The following is a 22408-nucleotide window of genomic DNA, read 5'->3' on the forward strand; positions in this document are numbered from 1 at the left end:
CGCGCGGCCGGCCACCGGATCCGGCGGCCGGCCGGGCCGGTCACCTCAACTGCGGTGCGACGTCCTCGCCGAGGCGGCGGATGTTCTCCTCGGTGGCCGCCAGATCACCCGAACCCTCGACGAGCAGCGCATGGGTGGTGATGCCCGTACGCTCCGCCGTCGCCGCCAGCTGGTCCGCGCAACTCCGCGGAGTCCCGACGGGATGCAGCGCGCACAGCTTCTCGGTGTACGCGAGCGGGTCCCGCATGGTGCGGGTGCGGCCGTCGACGGTGACATGCGCGCCCAGCCCCTGACGGAGCCAGCCGGGCATCGCCTTCGTCAGCGTCTCGACCGCGTCCCGCCGGTCGTCGGCGATCTGCACCACCCCGGCCGAGACATGGCGGGCGGCCGCGATCTCGTCGCCGTCCCGCCCGGCCTCCCGCGCCGCGGTCCGCCACACCGCCACCATCTCGGCCTTCTCCTCGTCCGTGGAGTGCATGCCCAGCAGCATCGGCAGCCCCCGCGCGGCCGCCAGCCGCACCGACGCGGGGGAGGTGCACGCCACCAGCACCCCGGGACCGGGCAGCTCCGCGTCCGGGGCGTCGGGCGGCGCCAGCGCCTGCGCGGGGCGCGGCACCACCGCCACCTCCCGGAAGGCGTACCGCTCGCCCGCCGCGCCCACCCGCGGCTCGCGCAGCCAGCGCAGCAGCAGGTCGAGCGACTCCGGGAAGCCCCGCTCGTACGCGGCGAGACCGGCGCCGAAGACCTCCAGATCGACCCAGGGGCCGCCGCGGCCGACGCCGAGGGTGAAGCGGCCGCCGGAGGTGAGGTGCAGCAGCGCCGCCTGCTCCCCCAGCGCCACCGGGTGCTGGGTCGGCAGCACGCTGACCGCGGTGCCGACGCCGATCCGTGCCGTCCGGCCCAGCAGCAGGGCGGCGAGCGTCACCGCCGACGGGCAGACGCCGTACGGCACGAAGTGGTGCTCCGCCAGCCATACGTCATCGAGCCCCGCCCGCTCCGCGACCTCCGCGCAGCGGACCGCTCTGTGCAGTGCTTCCCCCTGTCCCTGGCCCGGGAATTGAGCGGCCAGGACGAAAGCCCCAACGCGCATCGCTCTCTGCCTCCTCGCAGCCGACGCGGCTCCCCCCACGCAGCCAATAACGGCCGACACGTGCCAAAGGCACGGTCCGCCGCCGGGATTTGCCGATGATCGCAGGAACGCACCGCCACCCGAACGGCGCGTACGCTGGTGACGGCCCGTGACCCCGCAGATCTCCCGAGGTGCCCTGTGTCTCCGCGTCGAAACCGCCAGCGTGGCGGTGCGAAGCCCACCGAACGCGCAGGGGGGGACCGCTACGGTCTGGAACAGACCGCCGAGTGGCGCGGCGAGGAGTGGGTCGTCCGCCATGTCGGCGGGGGCGGCGCCGCCAAGCACTACCGCTGCCCGGGCTGCGACCAGGAGATCCCGCCGGGCGTCCCGCACGTCGTCGCCTGGCCGCGGCTCGGCGACGTCGACGACCGCCGCCACTGGCACAAGGCGTGCTGGAACGCGCGCGACCGCCGCAGCGCCCGCCTCCAGCGGTCACGGAACGCGCCGCGGTACTAGGGGGTGCCGCTGCCGCTCCCCGGCGGCGCCTCCCGCAGCCGCCACAGCCACCCCAGCGGGGTGAGGCGCAGCCGGCGGGCGACCGACCGGGAGGCGTGGTTGGCGGCGGTGGTGCTGTAGAAGAGTGCCTCCGTGCCGGGGGCGGCGCGCCGGGACCAGGCCGCGACGACGGCCGGGGCGAGGCCCCTGCCGCGGAAGTCGGCGCGGGTCCAGATGCCCGCCTCCGCGGTGGTGGCGCCCGCGGCCGGGGTGTGGCAGATCGAGACCGGCTGCCCGTCGTGCACGGCCATCGCCCACGCGCCCGCGGCGCCGCCGATCAGCTCGGCCCACTCGCCGGGCTGCCAGTTGTCCGGCCGGATCAGCTGCTGCGCCGCGGCGCGCCCCGCGGCGCAGGAGACGAGGACGGGCAGCGGCGCCGGGCCCGGATCGGGGAGCGGCGTGGGGAAGACGAAGCAGGGGCCGCCCTCCAGGGTGACCGCCCGCTCGCCCAGGGACGCGGCGAGCCGCACTAGTGGTTCGGGGCGCAGCTCCGGTGCGTACGGCTGTCCGGTGTCGTCGAGGGGGGCCAAGTGCGGGAGACCGGGGCCGAGGGCTGCCAGGCGGGCCCGGGGGGACCAGGCCCAGAGCGCCAGCACGGAGGGGTCCCGCAGCCGGGCGGGCGCGCCGCCGGGGGAGCGGTCGAGGCCGTGGATCGCCTCGACCTCCAGGGCCAGCAGCCGTGCCTCGTCGCGGATCATGCCCGCGACGGTAGTGGCGCGGGCGGCGGAGGGCACCGGGTTTTCCGCGGGCCCGAACGGCGCCCGGGAACGGCGAAGGGCGTGCCCGCCGGTCCCGCGCGGTGGCGGAACGGGCGGGCACGCCCTGGTGGGCTCCCAGGAGCCGGATTACACGTCGCGCCGGGACTGGACGGCGAAGGCGGCGCCCAGGACGACCGCGGTGACGCCCATCAGGATCCAGAGGGGCTCCCAGCCCTGCGGGCCGGTGTCCGTGCCGAGGAACGGGTTGCCGTAGAGCGACGCCAGCGAGTTGGGCACCGAGAACTCGACCAGGGCCTTGCTCACCGACTTCAGGCTCTCCGAGCCGAGCATGAAGACCGCCAGCAGCATCGGCAGCAGCACCAGCCCGAGCATGGCGCTGATGGCGCCCGCGGAGTGGCGCAGCAGCGAGCCGACGGCGAGCGCCAGCAGACCGAGCACCGCGACGTACAGACCGGCGCCGACGGTGACCCGGAGCCATTCGCCGGACGTCGGGTCCGGGCCGGTCACCATGGCGTTGGTGAGCACGGCGACGAGCGTGGTGGTGATCGTCGTGATGACGAAGGCCAGCGCGGTGAAGACGATCGACTTGGCGGCGAGCACCCGGGCGCGGCTGGGGCAGGCGGTCATCGTCGTACGGATCATGCCGGTGCCGTACTCGGACGAGATCACCAGGACGCCCAGCGGGATGATGCAGAGCGTGCCGAGCAGGACGCCGAAGAACGCCATGCCGAGCTTGGGGTCGACGAAGCTCTGGGTGCCCAGGGCGAGGGCGGTCAGTGTGCCGACGCCGAAGATCAGGACGAAGAGCGCGCCCAGCGTCCAGATCGTGGAGCGGACCGAACGGATCTTGGTCCACTCGGAGGCGAGCGCGTGCCCGAGGTGGGTGGAGCGCACCGGGATCGGCGAGGTGTAACCGGTGGGCGCCCCCTGGGGGGCGAACGGCTGCCCCTGCGGGGGGAGCCCCGGGCCGGGCTGTCCCGGGGCGCCCGCCTGCGGGCCCTGCGCGGGGGCCATGGGCTGACCGGCGGGGGCCGGGACGCCGGGCTGCGGGGCGCCGGGGGCGGGCTGACCGGGCTGGGCCGCCGGGGCCTTGAGCATCATCGTGCCCGGCTCCTTGGCCAGGCTGCCGCCGGCCGCCAGCGGCTGCGGCGGCGGACCGTCGCCCTGGTGCGCGGGGAGCGACTGGGCCTGGAGCACCATCGTCCCGGCCTCACGCGCGGGCGGCTGCGGCACGGCGCCGAGCACGACGGTGCCCTGCTCACGGGCGGGCTGCTGCCCCTGGGGCGCGGCGGGCGCGGGCTGCGCCGCCTCCGGACCGGGTTGGGCCGGGGCCGCGGGGGCGGGCTGCGCGGGGGCTGCGCCCCGCGGGGCGGCCGGGGCCTGCGGCGGGGCGGCGGGCGGCTGCGCGGCGGTGGGCTGGCCCTGCCCCGCGGGCTGTCCCTGCGCCGCGGCGTCGTCGTTCGGGCCGCGCTCGGGCTGCGGCTGCTGAGGGCTGGTCATCGGGCTTCCTCGTGGTGCGGCGCGGACAGGTCGGCGGGGGCGGCCGGCGGCATCGGGGCCGCGGGCGGCTGCGGGGCGTACGGGTTCGGCTGCGCGCCGGGCATCGGGCCCTGCGGCGCCGGAGCGCCCTGGGCGGGCGGCGGGTAGCCCTGGCCCGGCGTGGCCTGCGGCGCGTACGGGCCCTGCGGCGCGTACGGGCCCTGCGGGGCGTACGGGTTCGGCTGCGCGCCGGGCATCGCGCCCTGCGGCGCCGGTCCGCCCTGGGCGGGCGGGAAGCCGTGCGGGGCGGCGAACTGCTGCGGGTGCCCGCCGGGCGCCTGCTGGAGCCCGGCGCGCGCGTCGGCGGTCGAGCGGTAGTCCACCGCACCCTGGGTCAGGCGCATGTACGCCTCCTCCAGGGACGCCTGATGCGGCGACAGCTCCCAGAGGCGGACGCCCGCCTCGTGGGCGAGATCGCTGATCCGGGGGAGTGCCAGCCCCGACACCCGCAGCGCGCCGTCCGGCTCCGGCGCGATCTGCGCACCGGCCTCACCGAGCGCCGCGGTCAGCTTCTCGCGCTGCTCCGGCTCGGTGTCGGGCGTACGGACCCGGGCGAAGTCGGCAGAGTTGGCCGAGATGAAGTCCTTGACCGGCATGTCCGCCATCAGCTGGCCCCGGCCGATCACGATCAGGTGCTCGGCGGTCAGCGCCATCTCGCTCATCAGGTGCGACGAGACGAAGACCGTACGGCCCTCCGCCGCCAGCTGCTTCATCAGGTTGCGCACCCACAGGATGCCCTCCGGGTCGAGGCCGTTGACCGGCTCGTCGAAGAGGAGCACCTGCGGATCGCCCAGCAGCGCGGCGGCGATGCCCAGCCGCTGCCCCATACCGAGCGAGAACCCCTTGGAGCGGCGCCCCGCGACGTCCTGGAGCCCGACCACGCCGAGCACCTCTTCGACCCGGCGGGCCGGAATGCCCGACAGCTGCGCCAGCGACAAAAGATGCGCCCGCGCGCTGCGCCCGCCGTGCACCGCCTTGGCGTCGAGCAACGCGCCCACCTGCCGCGGGGCGTTGGGGAGCTGACGGAAGGGACGGCCGCCGATGGTGGCGTGGCCCGACGTCGGGGTGTCCAGGCCCAGGATCATGCGCATCGTCGTGGACTTGCCGGAACCGTTCGGTCCCAGGAAGCCCGTGACGGTTCCCGGCCGTACCTGGAACGACAGGTTGTGCACGGCCGTCTTGGCGCCGTAGCGCTTCGTCAGGCCGACTGCCTCGATCATTCTCCGCCCCTCGCAGATGGTCGGGGCAGAGGCGCCCTCGTGCCCCCGTGAGGATTAGGAGGCTATCTGTCCCTTGACGGTTCTCGCCAAAACGGGGCGCGGGCGGCCCCACCCGCGGCTCGCGCCCCGGCTGCGCTCCCCGCGCCCCGCCCCGTACGCCCCGCTCAGGCGTCGCGCCGCTTCAGCAGGACGTAACCGCAGACCAGCGCCGCCGCCGTCCACGCCGCCATGATCCCGAAGCCGCCCCACGGCCCGTACGGCACATCGGAGTCGAGGGGGACCACCTGCATCACCTTCCGGCCCGCCTGGTCCGGCAGATACCGGCCGATCTTCCGGGTGGCGGAGACGTTGCCGAGGATGTTGGAGACGAGGAAGAAGAACGGCATCAGGATGCCCAGCGACAGCATCGGGCTGCGCAGCATCGTGGCCACCGCCATCGAGAACAGCGCGATCATCGTCATGTAGAGCCCGCCGCCGAAGACCGCGCGCAGCACCCCGGGATCGCCGAGGTACGCCCGGTGGTCGCCGAGCATCGCCTGCCCCGCGAAGAAGGCGATGAAGCTGGTGGCGAGGCCGACGAGGAAGACCAGCGTGGTCGCCACCGCCAGCTTGCAGAACAGGAAGGTGCCGCGCTGCGGTACGGCCGCCAGCGAGCTGCGGATCATGCCGGTGCTGTACTCGTTGGAGACCACCAGCACCCCGAACACGATCATCGCCAGCTGGCCCAGGCCCATCCCGGCGAAGCTGACATTGGTGGCGTCGAAGGCCACCCGGTCGCGGGCCGGCGCGGTACGGATGTCGTTCGCCGTCAGCGCGCAGATCAGCATGCCCAGCCCCACGGTGACGACCACCGCGATGCCCAGCGTCCACACCGTCGACCGCACCGAGCGGACCTTCGTCCACTCCGAGCGCAGCACCTGTCCGACCGCCGCCATCGTCAGCTCCCCTTCTTCCAGCCGCCGCCCCACCCGCCGGGTCCGGCCGCCACCCCGGGCGGCACGGGCTCCGCGGGGCCGTCGGCGGCGGGCTCCCCGCCGTGCGCGTGGTACTCCACCGACTCCGCCGTCAGCTGCATGAACGCCTCCTCCAGCGACGCCTGCTGCGGACTCAGCTCGTGCAGCACCAGAGCGTGCCGGGCCGCCAGCTCCCCCAGCCGCTCGGCCGGCACCCCGTCGACCTCCAGGGCCCCGTCCGCCGCCTCGGCCACCGTGATCCGTTCGGTGTGCAGCACGTCCCGCAGCCGCTCCGCCTCCGGCGACCGCAGCCGTACGTAGGAGCGCGAGTTGCCGCGGATGAACTCCGCCATCGAGGTGTCCGCCAGCAACCGGCCCCGTCCGATCACCACCAGATGGTCCGCGGTCAGCGCCATTTCGCTCATCAGATGCGAGGAGACGAAGACCGTACGGCCCTGGGCCGCGAGGTTCTTCATCAGATTGCGGATCCAGTGGATGCCCTCCGGGTCGAGGCCGTTGACCGGCTCGTCGAAGAGGAGCACCCGCGGATCGCCCAGCAACGCCGCCGCGATCCCGAGCCGTTGGCCCATGCCGAGCGAGAACCCCTTGGACCGCTTCTTCGCCACGGAGGTGAGGCCGACGGTGTCCAGCACCTCGCCGACCCGGCGCCGCGGAAGGCCGTTGCTCTGCGCCAGACAGAGCAGATGGTGGTACGCGCTGCGCCCGCCGTGCACCGCCTTCGCGTCCAGCAGCGCCCCGACGGACCGCAGCGGATCCGTCAGCCGCCGGTAGTGCTCCCCGTCGATCCGCACCGAACCGGCGGTCGGATTGTCCAGGTCGAGCATCATCCGCATGGTGGTGGACTTGCCCGCGCCGTTCGGGCCGAGGAAACCGGTGACGATGCCCGGCCGCACCGTGAAGGTGAGGTGGTCCACCGCGACCGTGTCACCGTAGTGCTTGGTCAGCCCGTCCAGCTCGATCATGTAAGCACGCTAAAGCCGCCCGGAAACCCCCGCCACCGGACGGCCGCCGCCCGGACGGCCGAGCGCCCCCGCACCGCCTGACAGGCGGTGCGGGGGCGCTCGTACGGAACGGACTGCGCGTCAGTGGGACTGCTGCGCCGGGATGCCGCGGGTGGCGGTCTCGTCGTCCGGGGCGCCGGCGGCGGCGACGGCCGCACCGGTCAGCGTCGCCAGCATCTCGCGGACGTTGGTGAGCTGGGCGTTGATGGAGTCGCGGCGGTTGGTGAGCGCCGCCAGCTCCCGCTCGGACTCGCTGCGGACGCGGTCGGCCTTCTGGTTGGCGTCGGCCACGATGTCCTCGGCCTGGCGCTGCGCGGTCTCCACCGTCTGGCGGGCGCGGCGCTCGGCGTCCGTACGCAGCTTCTCGGCCTCCAGGCGCAGCTGCTCGGCGCGGTGCTCGATCTCGGCGAGGCGCTTCTCGGCCTTGGCCTGACGGGAGGCCAGGTCGCGCTCGGACTGCTCGCGGCGCTTGGCGAGGTTGGTCTCGAAGTCCGCGGCGGCCTGGGCGGCCTTGGCGCGGGTCTCCTCGAAGAGGGAGTCCGCCTCCTCGCGCTTGGACTGCGCGTCCTTCTGGGCCTCGGAACGGAGCGTGGACGCCTCGCCCTTCGCCTTCTCGACGATCCGCGAACCCTCGTCCTCGGCCTTCGCCTTGCGCTCGACGGCGAACTGCTCGGCGTCGTTACGGACCTGCTGGGCGGCGGACTCGGCCAGCTCGCGGTGCTGCTCGGCGGAGCGACGGGCGTCCTCGCGCAGCTCCTGGGCCTCCTCCTCGGCGAGACGGAGGATCTTCTCGACGCGGGCCCCGAGCCCCGCGTACGACGGCTCGGCGTCGGTGACCTGGGCCTGGGCGTTCTGCGTTTCGAGGTGCAGCTCCTCGATCCGCTTTTCCAGCGAGGTGATACGGGCCAGCGCGCTGTCGCGGTCGGCGACAAGCTTAGTGATGCGGTCATCCACCTGACCGCGGTCGTACCCACGCCGCACGAGCTCGAAGCCGAAGGGGGAGGAAGTGTCGCTCATGGGGTTCCTGTCGAAAGAGACCGGTGAGGTGATAAGGAGAATCCTAGGGGCCCGACCGGCGTGTCATCGAGCCCATGTCCGTTTGAAGAGGAGAATGACCCCTCATTTGAGTGGCTACCCTTCAGAGGGCTTGCCACTCGAACGAGTTGACGATGCCCCCGCGGCGGTCTTTCCGCCACCGGACTTGCCCTCACCCGCACCCGGCGTCTCGAACGACTCCAGGGCCTCCAGCACGTCCTGCACCCGCGAGATCTCGGTGTTGATGTCCTTGCGGCGACGGGAGAGGACGTCCAGCTCCCGACGGCCCTCCTCGATGATCCGGGCGGCCTCGGCCTCGGCCTCGGTGCGCATCCGCTCGGCGTTGCGCACCGCCTCGGCCCGCTTGTTCTCGGCCTCCTTGATCAGGCCCTCGGCCTTCTTCACCGCCGCGATCCGGACCTTGCTGGCCTCGCTGTTCGCGTCCGACACCAGCTTCTCGGCCTTCTCCTCGGCCTCCTTCTGCTGCTGCGTGGCCTGCGCGATGAGCTTGTCGACCCGCTCGCCGGCGTTCTTCATCGCCTCCGACGACTCCCGGCGCGCCCGGTCGTGCAACTCCTCGACCTCGGACTCGATACGGGTCCGCAGCTCCTCGGAGCGCTCCCTTATGGCCGTCGCGTCCCCGCGCGCCTCGCTCAGCAGCGTATCGGCGTCCGTGCGGGCCTTCTCCACCCGCGCGTTGCCCTCCGCCGTCGCCTCCTGGACGATGCGGTGGGCCTCCTTGCGGGCCGCGCCGACCATCGTGTCGGCCTGCTCCTCGGCGGCCGCGGCCGCCCGCACCGCCTCCTCCTGGGCCTTCGCGACCAGCTGATCGGCCTGCTCGGCGGCGTCCGCACGGCGCTTGGCGGCATCCTTGCGCGCCTCGTCCAGCAGCCGGTCGGCCTCCTCCTGCGCCTGGGTACGCAGCCGCTCCGCCTCGGCCTCGGCCTCCTCCTTGACCTTGGCCGATTCCTTGCGGGTGCGGGTGGCGTGCTCCTGCGCCGAGGTGACCGTCTCGGCCGCCTCGGTACGCAGCCGGTCCGACTCGGCGGTTGCGGTGGCCACCATCCGGTCGGCCTGCTCCCGGGCGTCCGCCCGGGTACGGTCGGCGTCCCGCTCGGCCTGGGCGCCGGTCTCGGCCGCCTCCGTCCGCAGCTTCTCCGCCTCGGTGCCCGCCTCCGTCAGCAGCTCGTCGGCCTGGACCGCGGCGTCCGAACGGGTCTTGTTGGCGGCCTTGCGCGCCTCGTCGCCGATGCGCTCGGCCTCCGTACGGGCCTGCTCCAGCGCCTCCTCGGCCTCCTGGCGCAGCCGCTCCGCCTCCGCGGTCGCCTCCGCCAGCCGGGCCTGCGCCTGCTCCTCGGCCTCGGTGCGGATCCGCTCGGCGGCCTCCTTGGCCTCCTCGACCGTACGGTCGGCGTCCTCCTGCGCCGAAGAGGTCAGCTCGGCCGCCTCGTTGACGATCCGTTCGGCCTCCGCGCGGGCCTCGGTGACCAGCCGGTCGGCCTGCTCCGCGGCCTCCGACCGGATGCGGTTGGCATCGCCGCGCGCCTCCGCACGGGCCCGCGCCGCGTCCTGCTCACCGGCGGCCAGCGCGTCCGACGCGTCGGTCCGCAGCTGCTGCGCCTTGGCGGTGGCGTCCGCGACCAGCTTCTCGGCCTGCGCACTCGCCTCGGTGACCAGCCGGTCCGCCTGCTCCGCGGCCTCCGTACGGGCGGTGCCCGCGTCCCGGCGGGCCTCGTCGAGCACCTCCGCGGCCTCGGCACGCAGCCGCTCGGCCTCCTCGGTGGCCTCGGCGTGCAGCCGTTCGGCCTTCTCCGCGGTCTCGGTGCGCAGCCGCTCGGACTCCTCGATCGCCTCCGCGACCGTCCGCTCCGCCAGCTCCTGCGCGGCCTCGGACGCCTCCTGCGCCTCCTGCCGCAGCCGCGTGGCGTCCTCGGAGGCCCGCTCGCGCTCGGCGTAGGCGTCCGCGCGGACCCGCTCGGCCTCCTCGCCGGCCTCCGTCCGCGTCCGCTCCGCCGCCTGCTCGGCCGCCGACCGCAGCTGGGCGATCTCCTCCTCGGCCTCGCCGTGCAGCCCGGCGACCGCGTCGCGCACCTGCTGTGCGGCGGTCTCGGCGGTCGTCACCAGCTCCTCGGAGCGCTGCTCGGCCTCCTCGACCAGCCGCTCCGCCTCGGCCTGCGCCTCGCTGACGCGGGTCCGCGCCGACGTCAGCAGCTCCTCGCTCTGCTCGCGCGCCGCGGTGCGCTCCTGGTGGGCCTCCTCGCGGGCCTCGCCCAGCAGCTGCTCGGCCTCCCGGCGGCGGCGTGCGGCCTCCTCCTGCGCCGCGGACAGCGCCTCGGCCGCTTCGTTGCCGGCCCGCTCGGCGGCGGCCTCGGCCTCCGCCCGCACCCGGTCGGCGCTCTCCCGCGCCCGGCTCTTGAGCCGCTCCGCCTCGGCCGCCGCCTCGGTGCGCAGCCGCTCGGCGACCGACTCGCCCTCGGTACGGGCCGCCGACGCGTCCTGCGCGGCCTCGGTGCGCAGCCGCTCGGCCTCCTCCTCGGCCTGCTGCTGGAGGGTCCGGCGCCGCTCGGCGGCCTCCGCCTTGAGCCGGGCCGCCTCCTCCTGGGTCTCGCGGCGCAGCCGCTCCGCCTCGGCGCGCGCCTCGCGCAGCGCCTCCTCGGCCGAGGCGACCTTCTCCTCGGCGTCCGCCGTGAGCCGGTCCAGCTCGGCCTGCGCCTCCTCGCGCCGCTCCGCGACGGCCGCCTCGGTCTCCTCGCGCAGCCGCGCCGCGGCCTCCTCCGCCTCCGACGCGACCAGCTCCGCGGCCTGCGCGCCCTCGGACAGCAGCTCCTCGGCCTCGGTACGGGCCCGCTCCAGCGCCTGCTCGGCCTGGCGGCGCAGCGCGGTGGCCCGCTCGATGGCCTCCGTACGGACCCGCTCGCTCTCCGCACCGGCCTTGGTACGGGTCTCCTCGGCGTCCGCCTTCGCCTCGGTCAGCAGCTCCTCGGCGGACCCGGCCGCCTCCTCGATCTGCTGGACCGCCTCGCGGCGCGCCTCGCCGCGGATCCGCTCGCCCTCCGCGACGGCGTCGGCGCGCAGTTGCTCCGCCTCGCCGCGCAGCCGCCGCGCCTCCTCCTGGAGTTCGGCGGTCTTGGCGCGGTACTCCTTGGTGTCGTCCTTCGCCGCGCCCTTGAGCTGCTCGGCGGTGTCGTGCGCCTCCTCGCGCAGCCGGTCGGCCTCCGACTCGGCCTCGCTGCGCAGCCGTTCGGCCTCCTCGGCCGCCGCCTTCGTGGTGGCCTTGGCATCCTCGGACGCCTTGGTGAGCACCTCCTCGGCGGTCCGCGCGGCCTTCGCCAGCTGCGCCGCGGAGTCCTCCGCCGCCTTGGACCTGGCCTCCTCGCGCGCCTCCTCGACCAGCCGCTCGGCCTGGGCCGCGGCGTCCTTGCGCAGCTGCTCGGCCTCGGCCCGCAGCGCCTCGGCCTCCTTGGTGGCCTCGCCGACCAGCCGGGCGATCTCCGCCTTGGCCGTACGGGTGCGCTGCTCGTTCTCCGACTCGCCGGCCGCCAGCCGCTTGGTGGCGTTCTGCTGCGCCTCCTCGACCAGCTTCTCGGCCTCGGCGCGCGCCTCGCGCAGCGCCGTGTCGGCCTCCTTCAGCCGCGCCTCGGCGCTGCGGGTCAGCTCGGCGGCGGCGCGGCGCGCCTCCTCCGACTCGGTGCCCGCGCTCGAACGCAGCTGCTCCGCCTGGTCGGTGGCCTCCTGGGCCTGGGTGGAGGCGGCGCTCAGCAGCCGCTCGGCGTCGGCCCGCGCCCGGCGCAGGATGGATTCCGCTTCGGCGCGGGCCTCCTCCGCCTCGGTGCCCAGCCGCTCCCGGGCCTGCTCGGTCAGGCGCTGCGCCTCGGCGCGCGCGGCCGCCAGCGCCTGCTCGGCCTCGGCCCGCGACTCGTCCATCAGGCGGCGGGCCTGGGACTCCGTACGGGCGCGCAACTGCTCGGCCCAGGCGACGTTTTCGTTGACGTGCGACTCGACGGTCTGGCGGCGCTCGTTCAGCTCCTCGTCGAGCCGCTGGCGGCGCTCGACCGCCTCGGCGTGCAGCTCGGCCTCCATCCGGGCCTGCCGCTCGGCCTGCTCCTGGAGCAGCCGCTGGGTCTGCGCCCGGGCCTCGCGCAGCTCCCGCTCGGAGTCGGCGCGCAACTGCTCCGCCTGCAGCTGCGCGTTGCGCAGCAGCTGTTCCGCCTGGTGACTGACGTTGTCGTAGGCGGGCCGACTCGCGATCGTGCGACGCGCCTCGTGCAGCTTGGCGCGCAGCACCTCGACCTGATAGCCGAGGTCGTCGGCGTGCTGGACGGCCTTGTCCCGCTCGGTCTTCAGCCGCTCCATCTCGGCCTCGAACTGCGAGAGGTGATCGGCCTCAGCCCGCTGACGCTCCTGGCGCTCGTTGCCCCGCACTGCGCGGTCCCATCCGTCCCATGGTCATGGTGGCGGCCGTCCCCGGTGCTGCGGACGCGGGCCCGTACACGTCACGTCGTACGAGGCTGCGCCCCCGGAGCCGACCCTTCCGAAGAAATGGTGTCAGATCATCGGCGGAGTATGGACCGAGCCCCATCCCCAGGAAGCGCTCGCACCGTGCGTGAGCAGCTCGTACCCCGGCCGAAGCTGCACTCTACCGGCCGGGGAGGACATCGGTCAGTGGTCGTCCGGGGCGGAAGGCGCCGCCGTGACCAGTTCGGTCAGTACACCGTGGCAGTCCTTGGGGTGCAGGAACGTGATCCGTGACCCCATGGAGCCCTTCCGTGGCTCGTCGTAGAGCACCCGGACGCCCTTGTCACGGATGTCCGCGGCGTCGGTGTCGACGTCGGCGGTGCCGAAGGCGATGTGGTGCACGCCCTCGCCGTTCTTGGCGAGCCACTTGCCGACCGCGGAGTCCTCGCGGGTGGGCTCCAGGAGCTGGAGGTAGGAGGCGCCGCCGTCCGAGGTCTCGTTGATCTTGAGCATCGCCTCGCGGACGCCCTGCTCCTCGTTGACCTCGGAATGGAACACCTCGAAGCCGTAGGTGGCACGGTAGAACTCGACGGTCCGGTCCAGGTCGAAACAGGCGATCCCGATGTGGTCGATTCGCGTCAGCATGGCTCCAGTGCACCGCTCGCACAGCTGGTTACGCAACGTGCGCGCCGTCACACCCACTTGCCGGTGACCCGGCGCGTACCCCTCAGTACATTGACGGGAACCCTCGTTAACTTCCCTGCAAAGGAAGGCCGCACCGCATGTCTGCAACGAACGGAACCAACGGCACCACCTCCGTGATCGTGGCGGGGGCACGCACCCCCATGGGCCGTCTCCTGGGCTCGCTGCGCTCCTTCTCCGGCGCCGACCTCGGCGGGGTGGCCATCAAGGCGGCGCTGGACCGCGCGGGCATCGGCGGTGACCAGGTGGAGTACGTGATCATGGGCCAGGTGCTCCAGGCCGGCGCGGGCCAGATCCCCGCCCGCCAGGCCGCCGTCAAGGCCGGGATCCCGATGAGCGTCCCGGCGCTGACCGTCAACAAGGTCTGCCTCTCGGGTCTGGACGCCGTGGCCCTGGCGGACCAGCTGATCCGCGCCGGGGAGTTCGACGTGGTCGTCGCCGGTGGCCAGGAGTCGATGACCAACGCCCCGCATCTGCTGCCGAAGTCCCGGGAGGGCTTCAAGTACGGCGCGGTGGAGATGCTCGACGCGATGGCGCACGACGGCCTCACCGACGCGTTCGAGAACATCGCGATGGGGGAGTCGACCGAGAAGCACAACACCCGCCTCGGCATCGCCCGCCCCGAGCAGGACGAGTTCGCCGCCCGCTCCCACCAGCGCGCCGCCGCCGCGCAGAAGAACGGCCTCTTCGAGGCGGAGATCACCCCGGTGGAGATCCCGCAGCGTAAGGGCGAGCCGGTCGTTTTCAGCCAGGACGAGGGCATTCGCCCGGAGACCACCGCCGAATCGCTCGGCAAGCTCCGCCCGGCGTTCGCCAAGGACGGCACGATCACCGCGGGCTCCGCCTCGCAGATCTCCGACGGCGCCGCCGCGGTCGTGGTGATGAGCAAGGCCAAGGCCGAGGAGCTGGGCCTGGAGTGGATCGCCGAGATCGGCGCGCACGGCAATGTCGCGGGCCCCGACAACTCCCTCCAGTCGCAGCCGTCCAACGCGATCCTCCACGCCCTCGGCAAGGAGGGCCTGACCACCGAAGATCTTGATCTGATCGAGATCAACGAGGCGTTCGCCGCGGTCGCCGTGCAGTCCGTGAAGGACCTCGGGGTGTCCCCTGAAAAGGTGAACGTGAACGGCGGCGCCATCGCGCTCGGCCACCCCATCGGCATGTCCGGCGCCCGCCTCGTCCTCCACCTCGCGCTGGAGCTGAAGCGGCGCGGCGGCGGCACCGGCGCGGCCGCCCTGTGCGGCGGTGGCGGCCAGGGCGATGCGCTGATCGTCCGCGTCCCGGGGAAGTGAGCACCGCCGGCCCGCGCCGGTGAACCGCACCGTCCGTACGAACCCGTAGAAGGAGCCGAGCAGCGATGGTGGACGTCCCGCAGCTGGTGGAGCAGGCACGGCAGGGCCGGCCCCGGGCGGTGGCCCGGCTGATCTCCCTGGTGGAGGGGGCCTCCCCGCATCTGCGGGAGGTGATGGCCCAGCTCGCGCCGCTGACCGGGAACGCCTATGTCGTCGGGCTGACCGGCTCACCCGGCGTGGGGAAGTCCACCACCACCTCGGCGCTGGTCACCGCGTACCGCAGGGCGGGGAAGCGGGTCGGGGTGCTGGCGGTCGACCCGTCCTCGCCGTTCTCCGGCGGGGCGCTGCTCGGCGACCGCATCCGGATGAGCGACCACGCCTCCGACCCCGGTGTCTACATCCGGTCGATGGCCACCCGCGGCCATCTGGGCGGTCTCGCCTGGGCGGCGCCGCAGGCGATCCGGGTGCTGGACGCGGCCGGGTGCGAGGTGATCCTCGTCGAGACGGTCGGCGTCGGGCAGTCCGAGGTGGAGATCGCCTCCCAGGCCGACACCAGCGTGGTGCTGCTGGCGCCGGGCATGGGCGACGGCATCCAGGCGGCGAAGGCCGGAATCCTGGAGATCGGCGACGTCTACGTGGTCAACAAGGCCGACCGGGACGGCGCCGATGCCACCGCGCGGGAGCTGAACCACATGCTCGGCCTCGGCGCCGCGCGGGGCGCGGGGGAGTGGCGGCCGCCGATCGTCAAGACCGTCGCGGCGCGCGCGGAGGGTGTCGACGAGGTCGTCGAGGCGCTGGAGAAGCACCGGGCGTGGATGGAGGAGCACGGCGTGCTGGCCCGGCGCCGCCACGCCCGCGCCGCCCAGGAGGTCGAGACCATCGCGGTGACGGCGCTGCGCGAACGGATCGGCGATCTCCACGGCGACCGGCGTCTGGAGGCCCTCGCGGACCGCATCGTCGCGGGCGAGAGCGACCCGTACCGGGCGGCGGACGAGCTGATCGCGGGGCTGACGGGCGGCTGACGCGCTCCGCCCCCGCGCAGGCCCCGGCTCCCGCACGCTGCGGGAGCCGGGGCCTGTCCGTGCGGGCGCGGCGGCTCAGTCGTCGTCGTGGTCCCCGGCACCGTCGTGGTCGTCGTCGTGGTCACCGTCCGCCGGGGCGGTGTGCACCGCGGCGGTGCGCGGGTCGACGAGGTAGGTGTGCTCCTTACCGTCCCGGGTGACGGTCTCGACCTCCCAGACGGCCTGGGCGCCGTGGTCGTCGTCCTCGAAGTCCACCGACGTCACCGTGCCACGGCCCGGACCGGTGGCGCGGGCGGCGGACGCGGCGTCCACCGTGGTGCCCCGCAGCGCCGCCCGCACCCGGTCCTGACCGTGCGCGCCGCCGGTGTCGGGGTCGGTGTGGGAGCGCAGGACGCGGGTGGTGAGCGGGTCGAGGTCGAGGTGGTGCCAGGCGCCGTCGCGGCCGAGGACGTCGGCCTCCCAGACCAGTTGGCCGCGCTCCTCGTCCAGCTCGATCTCGGTGACCGTGCCGGGGACGGCCCGCAGGGCGGCGACCGCGGCTTGCGTGGCGTCGGTCTTCGCCCCGGCGGCCCGCCCGGCGTCCCCGACCTCCCCGACCTCCCCGACCTCCCCGGCCTCCCGGCGGTCGTGTCCGCCGGCCGCCGCGACGCCCTCCGCACCGGCGGTCGCCACGAGCTGCTCGGCGGTCTGTGCGTGGGACTGCGGGCCGCCGGGGCCGCCGGTGTTGACGGCGACGGCGGTCGTGGCGCCCCCGGCGATGAGGACGGCGGCGGTGGCGGCGGCGAGGACGGAACGGCGCTTCATGGTGGTTGCTCCCCTGTGATCGGCGATGACCCCACCGTGGCAAAACCGAGCTGAAGCGGAGCTGAAGGACCCTGAAGAGCGCTTCAGGAACGGGGTGCGAAGCTGAACCCATGTCTGCTGCCACGCCCGCGCGCCCGTTCCGTCTGCTGCTCGTCGAGGACGAGAAACGGCTGGCCCGCGCGCTCGCCGGCGGGCTGCGCGCCGAGGGCTACACCGTCGACGTGGTCCACGACGGCACCGAGGGCCTGCGCCGCGCGAGCGAGGGCGGCCATGATCTGGTCGTGCTGGACATCATGCTGCCGGGCCTCAACGGCTACCGCGTCTGCGCCGCGCTGCGGGCCGCCGGGAGCGAGGTGCCCGTCCTGATGCTGACCGCCAAGGACGGCGAGTACGACGAGGCCGAGGGGCTCGACACCGGCGCCGACGACTACCTCACCAAACCGTTCTCGTACGTGGTCCTCGTCGCCCGGGTGAAGGCCCTGCTGCGGCGCCACGGGCGGACGGCGGCGCCGGTGCTGCGGGTCGGCACGCTCACCGTCGACCAGGGCGCGCACACCGTGCTGCGGGACGGCGCCGAGGTGACGCTGACCGCCAAGGAGTTCGCCGTCCTGGAACAGCTCGCGCTCCGCGCCGGTGAGGTGGTCTCCAAGGCCGAGATCCTCGACCACGTCTGGGACTTCGCCTACGAGGGCGACCTCAACATCGTCGAGGTCTACGTCAGTGCGCTCCGCCGCAAGCTGGGCGCCGAGCACATCCGCACCGTGCGCGGCGCCGGGTACCGGCTGGTGGCCGATGCGTAACGCCCTCGGCTCGGTCCGCGCCCGGGCGACGGCCGGGGCGACGCTGGTGGTGGCGGTGGCCCTGGTCCTGGCCGGGACGGCGCTGCTGCTGGTGCTGCGCGGCAACCTCCGCGCCCAGACCGACCTCCAGGCCGAGGTCGCCGCCCGCGCCGTCGCCGTCCGGATCGCCACCGGCTCCGTCCACGGCGATCTCCATCTGCCGGACGGCGACGACCGGCCGGTGGTGGTCACCGACGACGACGGCCGGTTGCTGGCCGTGGGCGACGACGTCGAGGAGGTCGACGGGAAGCGGGTCGCGGGCGGGCCCGACGGTGACGGCGGCGACGACGGGACGGACGGCGACCACCACGGCGAGGTCGACGACGATGTGAAGGTGGCCGACGGCACCGCGACCGTCGACGGGCACCGCGCCGACTACCGCTTCGCGACCGTCGAGGCGGAGGACACCGCGGGCCGCAAGGCGGTGGTCCGCGCCGGGGCGCCGCTGGCGACGGCGGAGCAGGCGGTGGACTCGCTCCGCACCGCGATGCTGCTCGGTCTGCCGCTGCTGCTGCTGGTCGTGGCGGGCGTGACGTGGCTGGTCACCCGGCGGGCGCTGCGGCCGGTCGAGGGCATCCGGGGCGAGATGGCCGCGATCACCGCGAGTACGGACCTCAGCCGCCGGGTGCCGGTGCCCGCGGCGCGGGACGAGATCGGGCGGCTGGCGCGGACCACCAACGAGACGCTGGCGGCTCTGGAGACGTCGGTCGAACGGCAGCGCCGCTTCGTCGCCGACGCCTCCCACGAGCTGCGCAGCCCGATCGCCAGCCTCCGCACCCAGCTGGAGGTGGGCGCCGCCCACCCCGACCTGCTGGACGTACCGGGCGCGGTCGAGGACACCGTACGGCTCCAGCAACTCGCCGCCGATCTGCTGCTGCTGGCCCGGCTGGACGCGGGGGAGCGGCCCGCCGGGGCTCCGGTCGCGCTGGCCGCGCTGGTGCGGGAGGAGGTGTCGCAGCGGCCCGCCGACCGGATCGCCGTCACCGTCGGACGGCTGGACGAGGCGGAAGTGACCGGCTCGCGCGGCCAGTTGGGCCGGGTGCTGGGCAACCTGCTGGACAACGCGGAGCGCCATGCCACCGCGGCGGTACGGGTGGCGGTGGTGCGGGAGGGCGCGGAGGTGGTGCTGCGGGTCGACGACGACGGGCCGGGGGTTCCGCCCGGTGACCGCGAGCGGATCTTCGAGCGGTTCGTCCGGCTCGACGACGCACGGGCCCGGGACGACGGCGGCGCCGGGTTGGGACTGGCCATCGCTCGGGACGTGGCCGAGCGGCACGGCGGTTCGCTGCGGGTGCGCGAGGGCTCGGTGTTCGAGCTGCGGCTGCCGGCACTGCGCTGACCTGCGGGATCGCCGGGCCGGCGGGCGTGGGCGGGGCGCCGGGGCGCGGGCCGTCGGGGCGAGTTTGCGCCGCGGGCGGCCGCCGCCGCGGTCCGGGGGCGCGGACCGCGGCGTGGGCTCAGAGGGCGCCGCGGTGCTCCCGCAGCCGGGCCGCGACCGGCCCCAGCGAGGAGTGCAGCTGCGCCAGGCCCTCCGGGGTGAAGAGGTCGATGAAGTGCCGGCGCACCGAGGCCACGTGGTGCGGCGCGACCCGGCGCATGGTCTCCCAGCCCTCCTCGGTCAGGACGGCGTAGAGCCCGCGGCGGTCCGATTCGCAGTGCTCGCGGCGGACCAGACCGGCGTTCTCCATGCGGGTGATCTGGTGCGAGAGACGGCTCTTGGACTGGAGCGTGCTCGACGCGAGATCGCTCATCCGCATCCGGTGGCCCTCGGCCTCGGAGAGATTGACGAGGATCTCGTAGTCGTTGTTGGTCAGCCCGAACGGCTGGAGATCGCGCTCCAGTTGGTGCATCAGCAGCCTGCTGACGTCCAGATGGGTACGCCAGGCGCGCTGTTCCTGGTCGGTCAGCCAGGGGGTGTCGCTGTCGGTCGTCATGGATGAATTCTACCCGTAAAAGTTGAATGATGAAATAAATGCGGGTCGATCGGGCAACCGCACAGTGGTCGCCGGTACCGGCTCCCCGGGCCGGATGGGGTGGCTCAGACGTTCGAGCTGCTCACGGTGCGCAGACTACCGTTCACAGCCCGAAACGTTGCTGGAGGCCGCCGAGCGCACCCGGCAGCTGCGGTGCTTGTGAGCCACCCGCCCCGACCGGCACCCCGGACCCCGGCACACCCGCCTCCGGCGTCACCTCACCCGTCGCCCGCTCCGCCATCAGCTGCTCCGTCGACTGCAACAGGACCGTACCCGCGCCCACGAACTCGAATTGGTGCTCCTCGCCCGACGCCCCGCCCAGCCCGGTGTGCGCCCGGACACCGCCGAGGAACCCTTGCAGATACCGGTGGTCGTAGTGGTGGCACGGCGAGGGGCAGTCCGCCCAGCCGACGAGCGCCTGCGGGTCCACCCGGATCGGCGGCTCGGCGAAGACCACCGGACCGTTGGACGCGGCGACGAATGTGCCGGTGCCCAGCAGCGTCAGAAAGCCCGGAATGATCGACTGCTTCAGTGACAGAGATGGCTGAAACGCGAGCAGATTGCCGGCGCGAACGGTGAGGTTGCCGTCGTCGAGATCGTAGGAGTTGACGTCGAACGCCCGGTCGGCGAGGACCATCTTCCCCCGGCCCTCGGCCACCACCCAGTCCGCCGCGTGCAGCGGGGAGTGGAAACTCGTCGCGATCAGCCGCTCCAGCGGGCCGTGCCCGATGCCGTGGAAGTCGATCGCGCCGTAGTACGCGATCATCTTCCCCTTCTGCAGGAACCACCGCCCGTCCAGCTCCACCGAGAACGCGTACGCATTGACGTTGTCGTTCCGCGGCAGGGTGTGGACGTCGTGGATGACGGGTGTGCTCACAGCTTCTCCTCCGACGCCTGTACGCAGACCGTGCCCTGGCCCGACAGCTCCAGCTGGAACGCCTCGCCGGAGCCGCGACCCACCATCTCGCGCCAGCCGAGCGCGGCGGAGAGCTTGTTGCGCACCTCGCCGCGGTGGGCGACGTACGCCTGCGGGTCGACGTGGACCGGCCGCTGCGGACTGATCGGCAGTTCGATGACGCCGCCGTGGGCCATCACCGCCACCGAGCCGTGACCCTCCAGCGTGGTGGTGAACAGGCCCTGGCCGGTGACCTGGCCGCGCACCATGCCCATCACCCCGCCCTGCGAGCCCATGAACATCGTGCCCTGGCGCAGCGCACCGTCGAACGCCAGCAGCCGGTCGGCCTCGACGTACAGCGTCTCGCCGGTGAGGTCGATGACGTGGATGTGGTGGCCGCCGTGGCCGAACATCACCGTGCCGTCGCCCTCCACCGTCATCAGCGGCGTGGCCTCGTTGGCCAGCCGGCGGCCGATCATCGAGCCGATGCCGCCCTGACCGCCCTGGATGTTCGGGGTGAACGAGACTTCGCCGCGGTAGGCGAGCATCGCGCCGCGCTGGCTGAACAGCCGCGCCCCGGGCGTGACCCGTGCCTCGACCATGCGGGAATTGAGCACCGTGAACGGCATCAGACCTCACCGCCGAGGGTGTTGCGCTCGCTGGGCTGGACGTACACCAGGCCCTCGCCCTCGAAGCGGATCTGGAACGCCTCGCCGGACCCCTCGCCCAGGAACGTGCGGAAGTTCACCCCGGACTGGAAGTGCTGTTTGAGATCGCCGGTGTGCGCGATGTACGCGCCCGGGTCGACCTGGAGCGGATACTCCCGGGTGACCCGCAGCACCACCGCCTGCCCGTCGGAGAGCAGCGCCGCCTGGCCGGTGCCCTCGACGGTGGTGGTGAACAGACCGTTGCCCTGCGAGGCGCCGCGCAGCCCGGTGAAGGTGGTGCCGGTGCGCAGCGCGGCGTCCGTGCACAGCAGGTTGCTCGCCTCCACGTACAGCTTCTCGCCGTGCAGCTGCACCAGATTGATCTCGCTCGCGTGGTCGGCGAAATAGCAGGTGCCCTGCCCCTTCACCTCCATGACCGCCATCTGCTCACCGGTCAGCCGCCGGGTGACCATCCCGCGCAGTCCCTCACCCCCTCCGGTCTTCTTCTTGAACGACATCTGTCCCTCGTACGCGACCATCGCGCCGTTCTTCGCCTTGACGGCGTCGCCCGACATGTCGACGGCGAGCACCTTGCTCCCGTGGAGCCGAAACTGAGCCACGTCCCAGACGGTAGCCGCCAGGTCACCCGCCGCGGGAGGTCCACCGCCCCCTGAACCGCTCGGGGTTCCCCTGGCTCTTCCCCGACGGCCACGGCCGTTCCTCCCCTACGGGCCGCCGCCCGGCCCCCGGCGCAGTGATCCCGGGCGCGGCTGTAACAATGGTCGGCAGGCTTGTGAACCCTTGCACAAGCGCTTTTCCCCTCCGCCTGTCGCCCCTGCCACCCGAACGAGGTTCCCGTGGACATCAAGACCGCCGCCGCACTCCACCGGCTCCGCCTGATCTCCGCCCCCGAGGCGATCTCCTTCCTCCTGCTGCTGTGCTGCTCGGTCCTCAAGCGCACCACCAGCTTCGACGGCGTCATGGTCATGGGCATGGTCCACGGCGTGCTCTTCATCCTGTACGTCGTCTTCTGGCTGGACGCCTGGAACCGCACCAAGTGGGACCTGAGGACCGCTGCCCTCTACTTCGTCCTCTCGGTGCTGCCGACCGGCGGTTTCTTCGCCGAGCGCAAGCTCAAGCGGGAGGCCGAGAGCTCGGTCATCGCGGCCCGCGCCCGCCGGGAAAGCACGGTCAACGCATGATCGTCGCCTTCTCGGTCAGCCCGCTGGGCGTGGGCGAGGACGTCGGCGAATACGTCGCCGACGCCGTCCGCGTCGTCCGCGAGTCCGGCCTGCCGAACCGCACCGATGCCATGTTCACCTCGATCGAGGGCGAGTGGGACGAGGTGATGGACGTCGTCAAGCGCGCCGTCGCCGCCGTCGAGGCCCGCGCGGGCCGGGTCTCCCTCGTCCTCAAGGCCGACATCCGGCCGGGCGTCACCGACGGCCTGACCTCGAAGGTCGCCACCGTCGAACGCCACCTCGCCGCCGACACCGCCCCGGCGGACGGCGCCATCCCGGCCTGACCCCGCACCACCCCGGGCCCGCCCGGCCGCCACCCCTCCCGCACGCGACGGGGCGGCGGCCGGGCGGGCCGTTCGCTGCCGGAAAGCGCCGGCGGGTCGCCCGTATCCCGAGACGCCCCCGACCGGTATATGGCCGCCCGAT

General features: G+C 73.7%; 21 protein-coding genes. 7 read left to right on the forward strand and 14 right to left on the reverse strand.

The window, feature by feature from the left end; genetic code table 11:
- Positions 1 to 40: 40 nt before the first annotated feature.
- Positions 41 to 1090, reverse strand: coding sequence for an LLM class flavin-dependent oxidoreductase (locus ACZ4U4_RS08895; protein ID WP_467870557.1), 1050 nt, complete (start codon positions 1088 to 1090; stop codon positions 41 to 43).
- Between the two features lie 177 nt (positions 1091 to 1267).
- Between ACZ4U4_RS08895 and ACZ4U4_RS08900 the strand changes: the two genes are divergently transcribed.
- Entirely contained in the window at positions 1268 to 1585 is a 318-nt protein-coding gene (locus ACZ4U4_RS08900) for an ATP/GTP-binding protein (protein ID WP_467870559.1), read from the forward strand.
- Here the strand turns inward: ACZ4U4_RS08900 and ACZ4U4_RS08905 are convergent.
- The 8 genes from ACZ4U4_RS08905 to mce all read right to left on the reverse strand — a co-directional run bounded on the left by ACZ4U4_RS08905 (position 1582) and on the right by mce (position 13212).
- Positions 1582 to 2322, reverse strand: a complete 741-nt coding sequence (locus ACZ4U4_RS08905; protein ID WP_467870561.1) for a GNAT family N-acetyltransferase — start codon at positions 2320 to 2322, stop codon at positions 1582 to 1584. The two genes, ACZ4U4_RS08900 and ACZ4U4_RS08905, sit on opposite strands and share 4 nt — an antisense overlap.
- Before the next feature lie 147 nt (positions 2323 to 2469).
- Positions 2470 to 3357, reverse strand: a complete 888-nt coding sequence (locus ACZ4U4_RS08910) for an ABC transporter permease (protein WP_467870943.1) — start codon at positions 3355 to 3357, stop codon at positions 2470 to 2472.
- Positions 3358 to 3839: 482 nt separating this feature from the next.
- A complete protein-coding gene (locus tag ACZ4U4_RS08915) occupies positions 3840 to 5102 on the reverse strand; it encodes an ABC transporter ATP-binding protein (RefSeq protein WP_467870563.1) in 1263 nt (420 codons plus the stop codon).
- A gap of 164 nt (positions 5103 to 5266) precedes the next feature.
- Entirely contained in the window at positions 5267 to 6037 is a 771-nt protein-coding gene (locus tag ACZ4U4_RS08920) for an ABC transporter permease (protein WP_467870566.1), read from the reverse strand.
- Between the two features lie 2 nt (positions 6038 to 6039).
- Positions 6040 to 7038: an ABC transporter ATP-binding protein gene (locus ACZ4U4_RS08925; RefSeq protein ID WP_467870568.1), complete on the reverse strand. Its 999-nt coding sequence runs from the start codon at positions 7036 to 7038 to the stop codon at positions 6040 to 6042.
- A 120-nt stretch (positions 7039 to 7158) separates the two neighbouring features.
- On the reverse strand, positions 7159 to 8094 hold the full coding sequence (locus ACZ4U4_RS08930) for a coiled-coil domain-containing protein (protein WP_030280676.1): 936 nt from the start codon (positions 8092 to 8094) through the stop codon (positions 7159 to 7161).
- Positions 8095 to 8208: 114 nt separating this feature from the next.
- Entirely contained in the window at positions 8209 to 12534 is a 4326-nt protein-coding gene (scy, locus tag ACZ4U4_RS08935) for a polarized growth protein Scy (RefSeq protein WP_467870572.1), read from the reverse strand.
- A gap of 237 nt (positions 12535 to 12771) precedes the next feature.
- On the reverse strand, positions 12772 to 13212 hold the full coding sequence (gene mce / locus ACZ4U4_RS08940) for a methylmalonyl-CoA epimerase (RefSeq protein WP_030280672.1): 441 nt from the start codon (positions 13210 to 13212) through the stop codon (positions 12772 to 12774).
- A 173-nt stretch (positions 13213 to 13385) separates the two neighbouring features.
- Here mce and ACZ4U4_RS08945 point away from each other — a divergent pair, with 173 nt between their 5' ends.
- Both ACZ4U4_RS08945 and meaB read left to right on the forward strand, forming a co-directional pair.
- Positions 13386 to 14561, forward strand: coding sequence for an acetyl-CoA C-acetyltransferase (locus ACZ4U4_RS08945; protein ID WP_467870945.1), 1176 nt, complete (start codon positions 13386 to 13388; stop codon positions 14559 to 14561).
- A 65-nt stretch (positions 14562 to 14626) separates the two neighbouring features.
- Positions 14627 to 15583 (forward strand): methylmalonyl Co-A mutase-associated GTPase MeaB, encoded by a 957-nt coding sequence (gene meaB / locus ACZ4U4_RS08950; RefSeq protein WP_467870576.1) that lies wholly within the window; start codon positions 14627 to 14629, stop codon positions 15581 to 15583.
- Positions 15584 to 15658: 75 nt separating this feature from the next.
- Here meaB and ACZ4U4_RS08955 read toward each other — a convergent pair whose 3' ends face one another.
- Positions 15659 to 16387, reverse strand: coding sequence for a PepSY domain-containing protein (locus ACZ4U4_RS08955; protein ID WP_467870579.1), 729 nt, complete (start codon positions 16385 to 16387; stop codon positions 15659 to 15661).
- A 110-nt stretch (positions 16388 to 16497) separates the two neighbouring features.
- Between ACZ4U4_RS08955 and ACZ4U4_RS08960 the strand changes: the two genes are divergently transcribed.
- Together ACZ4U4_RS08960 and ACZ4U4_RS08965 are read left to right on the forward strand one after the other, a co-directional pair.
- Entirely contained in the window at positions 16498 to 17187 is a 690-nt protein-coding gene (locus tag ACZ4U4_RS08960) for a response regulator transcription factor (protein WP_467870581.1), read from the forward strand.
- The gene (locus ACZ4U4_RS08965) at positions 17180 to 18565 is read left to right on the forward strand and encodes a sensor histidine kinase (protein ID WP_467870584.1); all 1386 of its coding nucleotides are present in this window, start codon (positions 17180 to 17182) and stop codon (positions 18563 to 18565) included. Before ACZ4U4_RS08960 ends, ACZ4U4_RS08965 begins: the two co-directional genes overlap by 8 nt.
- Before the next feature lie 118 nt (positions 18566 to 18683).
- Here ACZ4U4_RS08965 and ACZ4U4_RS08970 read toward each other — a convergent pair whose 3' ends face one another.
- The 4 genes from ACZ4U4_RS08970 to ACZ4U4_RS08985 form a co-directional block, all read right to left on the reverse strand.
- Positions 18684 to 19160: a MarR family winged helix-turn-helix transcriptional regulator gene (locus ACZ4U4_RS08970; RefSeq protein ID WP_467870587.1), complete on the reverse strand. Its 477-nt coding sequence runs from the start codon at positions 19158 to 19160 to the stop codon at positions 18684 to 18686.
- A 142-nt stretch (positions 19161 to 19302) separates the two neighbouring features.
- A complete protein-coding gene (locus ACZ4U4_RS08975) occupies positions 19303 to 20076 on the reverse strand; it encodes an AIM24 family protein (RefSeq protein ID WP_467870591.1) in 774 nt (257 codons plus the stop codon).
- The gene (locus tag ACZ4U4_RS08980) at positions 20073 to 20723 is read right to left on the reverse strand and encodes an AIM24 family protein (RefSeq protein WP_467870594.1); all 651 of its coding nucleotides are present in this window, start codon (positions 20721 to 20723) and stop codon (positions 20073 to 20075) included. The genes ACZ4U4_RS08975 and ACZ4U4_RS08980 overlap by 4 nt, the downstream gene beginning before the upstream one ends.
- The gene (locus tag ACZ4U4_RS08985; RefSeq protein WP_078653823.1) at positions 20723 to 21361 is read right to left on the reverse strand and encodes an AIM24 family protein; all 639 of its coding nucleotides are present in this window, start codon (positions 21359 to 21361) and stop codon (positions 20723 to 20725) included. Before ACZ4U4_RS08985 ends, ACZ4U4_RS08980 begins: the two co-directional genes overlap by 1 nt.
- 237 nt (positions 21362 to 21598) lie before the next feature.
- Between ACZ4U4_RS08985 and ACZ4U4_RS08990 the strand changes: the two genes are divergently transcribed.
- Positions 21599 to 21943, forward strand: a complete 345-nt coding sequence (locus tag ACZ4U4_RS08990) for a DUF3817 domain-containing protein (protein WP_467870598.1) — start codon at positions 21599 to 21601, stop codon at positions 21941 to 21943.
- Positions 21940 to 22266, forward strand: coding sequence for an MTH1187 family thiamine-binding protein (locus ACZ4U4_RS08995; RefSeq protein ID WP_467870600.1), 327 nt, complete (start codon positions 21940 to 21942; stop codon positions 22264 to 22266). Before ACZ4U4_RS08990 ends, ACZ4U4_RS08995 begins: the two co-directional genes overlap by 4 nt.
- The last annotated feature ends 142 nt before the right edge of the window (positions 22267 to 22408 follow it).

Source organism: Streptomyces sp. NPDC029159, from assembly GCF_055564055.1.

Excerpts from the sequence above, each read along its gene's own strand:
- ACZ4U4_RS08895 (WP_467870557.1), bottom strand. The coding sequence starts at position 1,090 with ATGCGCGTTGGGGCTTTCGTCCTGGCCGCTCAATTCCCGGGCCAGGGA.
- ACZ4U4_RS08905 (WP_467870561.1), bottom strand. The coding sequence starts at position 2,322 with ATGATCCGCGACGAGGCACGGCTGCTGGCCCTGGAGGTCGAGGCGATC.
- ACZ4U4_RS08910 (WP_467870943.1), bottom strand. The coding sequence starts at position 3,357 with ATGGCCCCCGCGCAGGGCCCGCAGGCGGGCGCCCCGGGACAGCCCGGC.
- ACZ4U4_RS08915 (WP_467870563.1), bottom strand. The coding sequence starts at position 5,102 with ATGATCGAGGCAGTCGGCCTGACGAAGCGCTACGGCGCCAAGACGGCC.
- ACZ4U4_RS08920 (WP_467870566.1), bottom strand. The coding sequence starts at position 6,037 with ATGGCGGCGGTCGGACAGGTGCTGCGCTCGGAGTGGACGAAGGTCCGC.
- ACZ4U4_RS08925 (WP_467870568.1), bottom strand. The coding sequence starts at position 7,038 with ATGATCGAGCTGGACGGGCTGACCAAGCACTACGGTGACACGGTCGCG.
- ACZ4U4_RS08930 (WP_030280676.1), bottom strand. The coding sequence starts at position 8,094 with ATGAGCGACACTTCCTCCCCCTTCGGCTTCGAGCTCGTGCGGCGTGGG.
- mce (WP_030280672.1), bottom strand. The coding sequence starts at position 13,212 with ATGCTGACGCGAATCGACCACATCGGGATCGCCTGTTTCGACCTGGAC.
- meaB (WP_467870576.1), top strand. The coding sequence starts at position 14,627 with ATGGTGGACGTCCCGCAGCTGGTGGAGCAGGCACGGCAGGGCCGGCCC.
- ACZ4U4_RS08955 (WP_467870579.1), bottom strand. The coding sequence starts at position 16,387 with ATGAAGCGCCGTTCCGTCCTCGCCGCCGCCACCGCCGCCGTCCTCATC.
- ACZ4U4_RS08960 (WP_467870581.1), top strand. The coding sequence starts at position 16,498 with ATGTCTGCTGCCACGCCCGCGCGCCCGTTCCGTCTGCTGCTCGTCGAG.
- ACZ4U4_RS08965 (WP_467870584.1), top strand. The coding sequence starts at position 17,180 with ATGCGTAACGCCCTCGGCTCGGTCCGCGCCCGGGCGACGGCCGGGGCG.
- ACZ4U4_RS08970 (WP_467870587.1), bottom strand. The coding sequence starts at position 19,160 with ATGACGACCGACAGCGACACCCCCTGGCTGACCGACCAGGAACAGCGC.
- ACZ4U4_RS08980 (WP_467870594.1), bottom strand. The coding sequence starts at position 20,723 with ATGCCGTTCACGGTGCTCAATTCCCGCATGGTCGAGGCACGGGTCACG.
- ACZ4U4_RS08995 (WP_467870600.1), top strand. The coding sequence starts at position 21,940 with ATGATCGTCGCCTTCTCGGTCAGCCCGCTGGGCGTGGGCGAGGACGTC.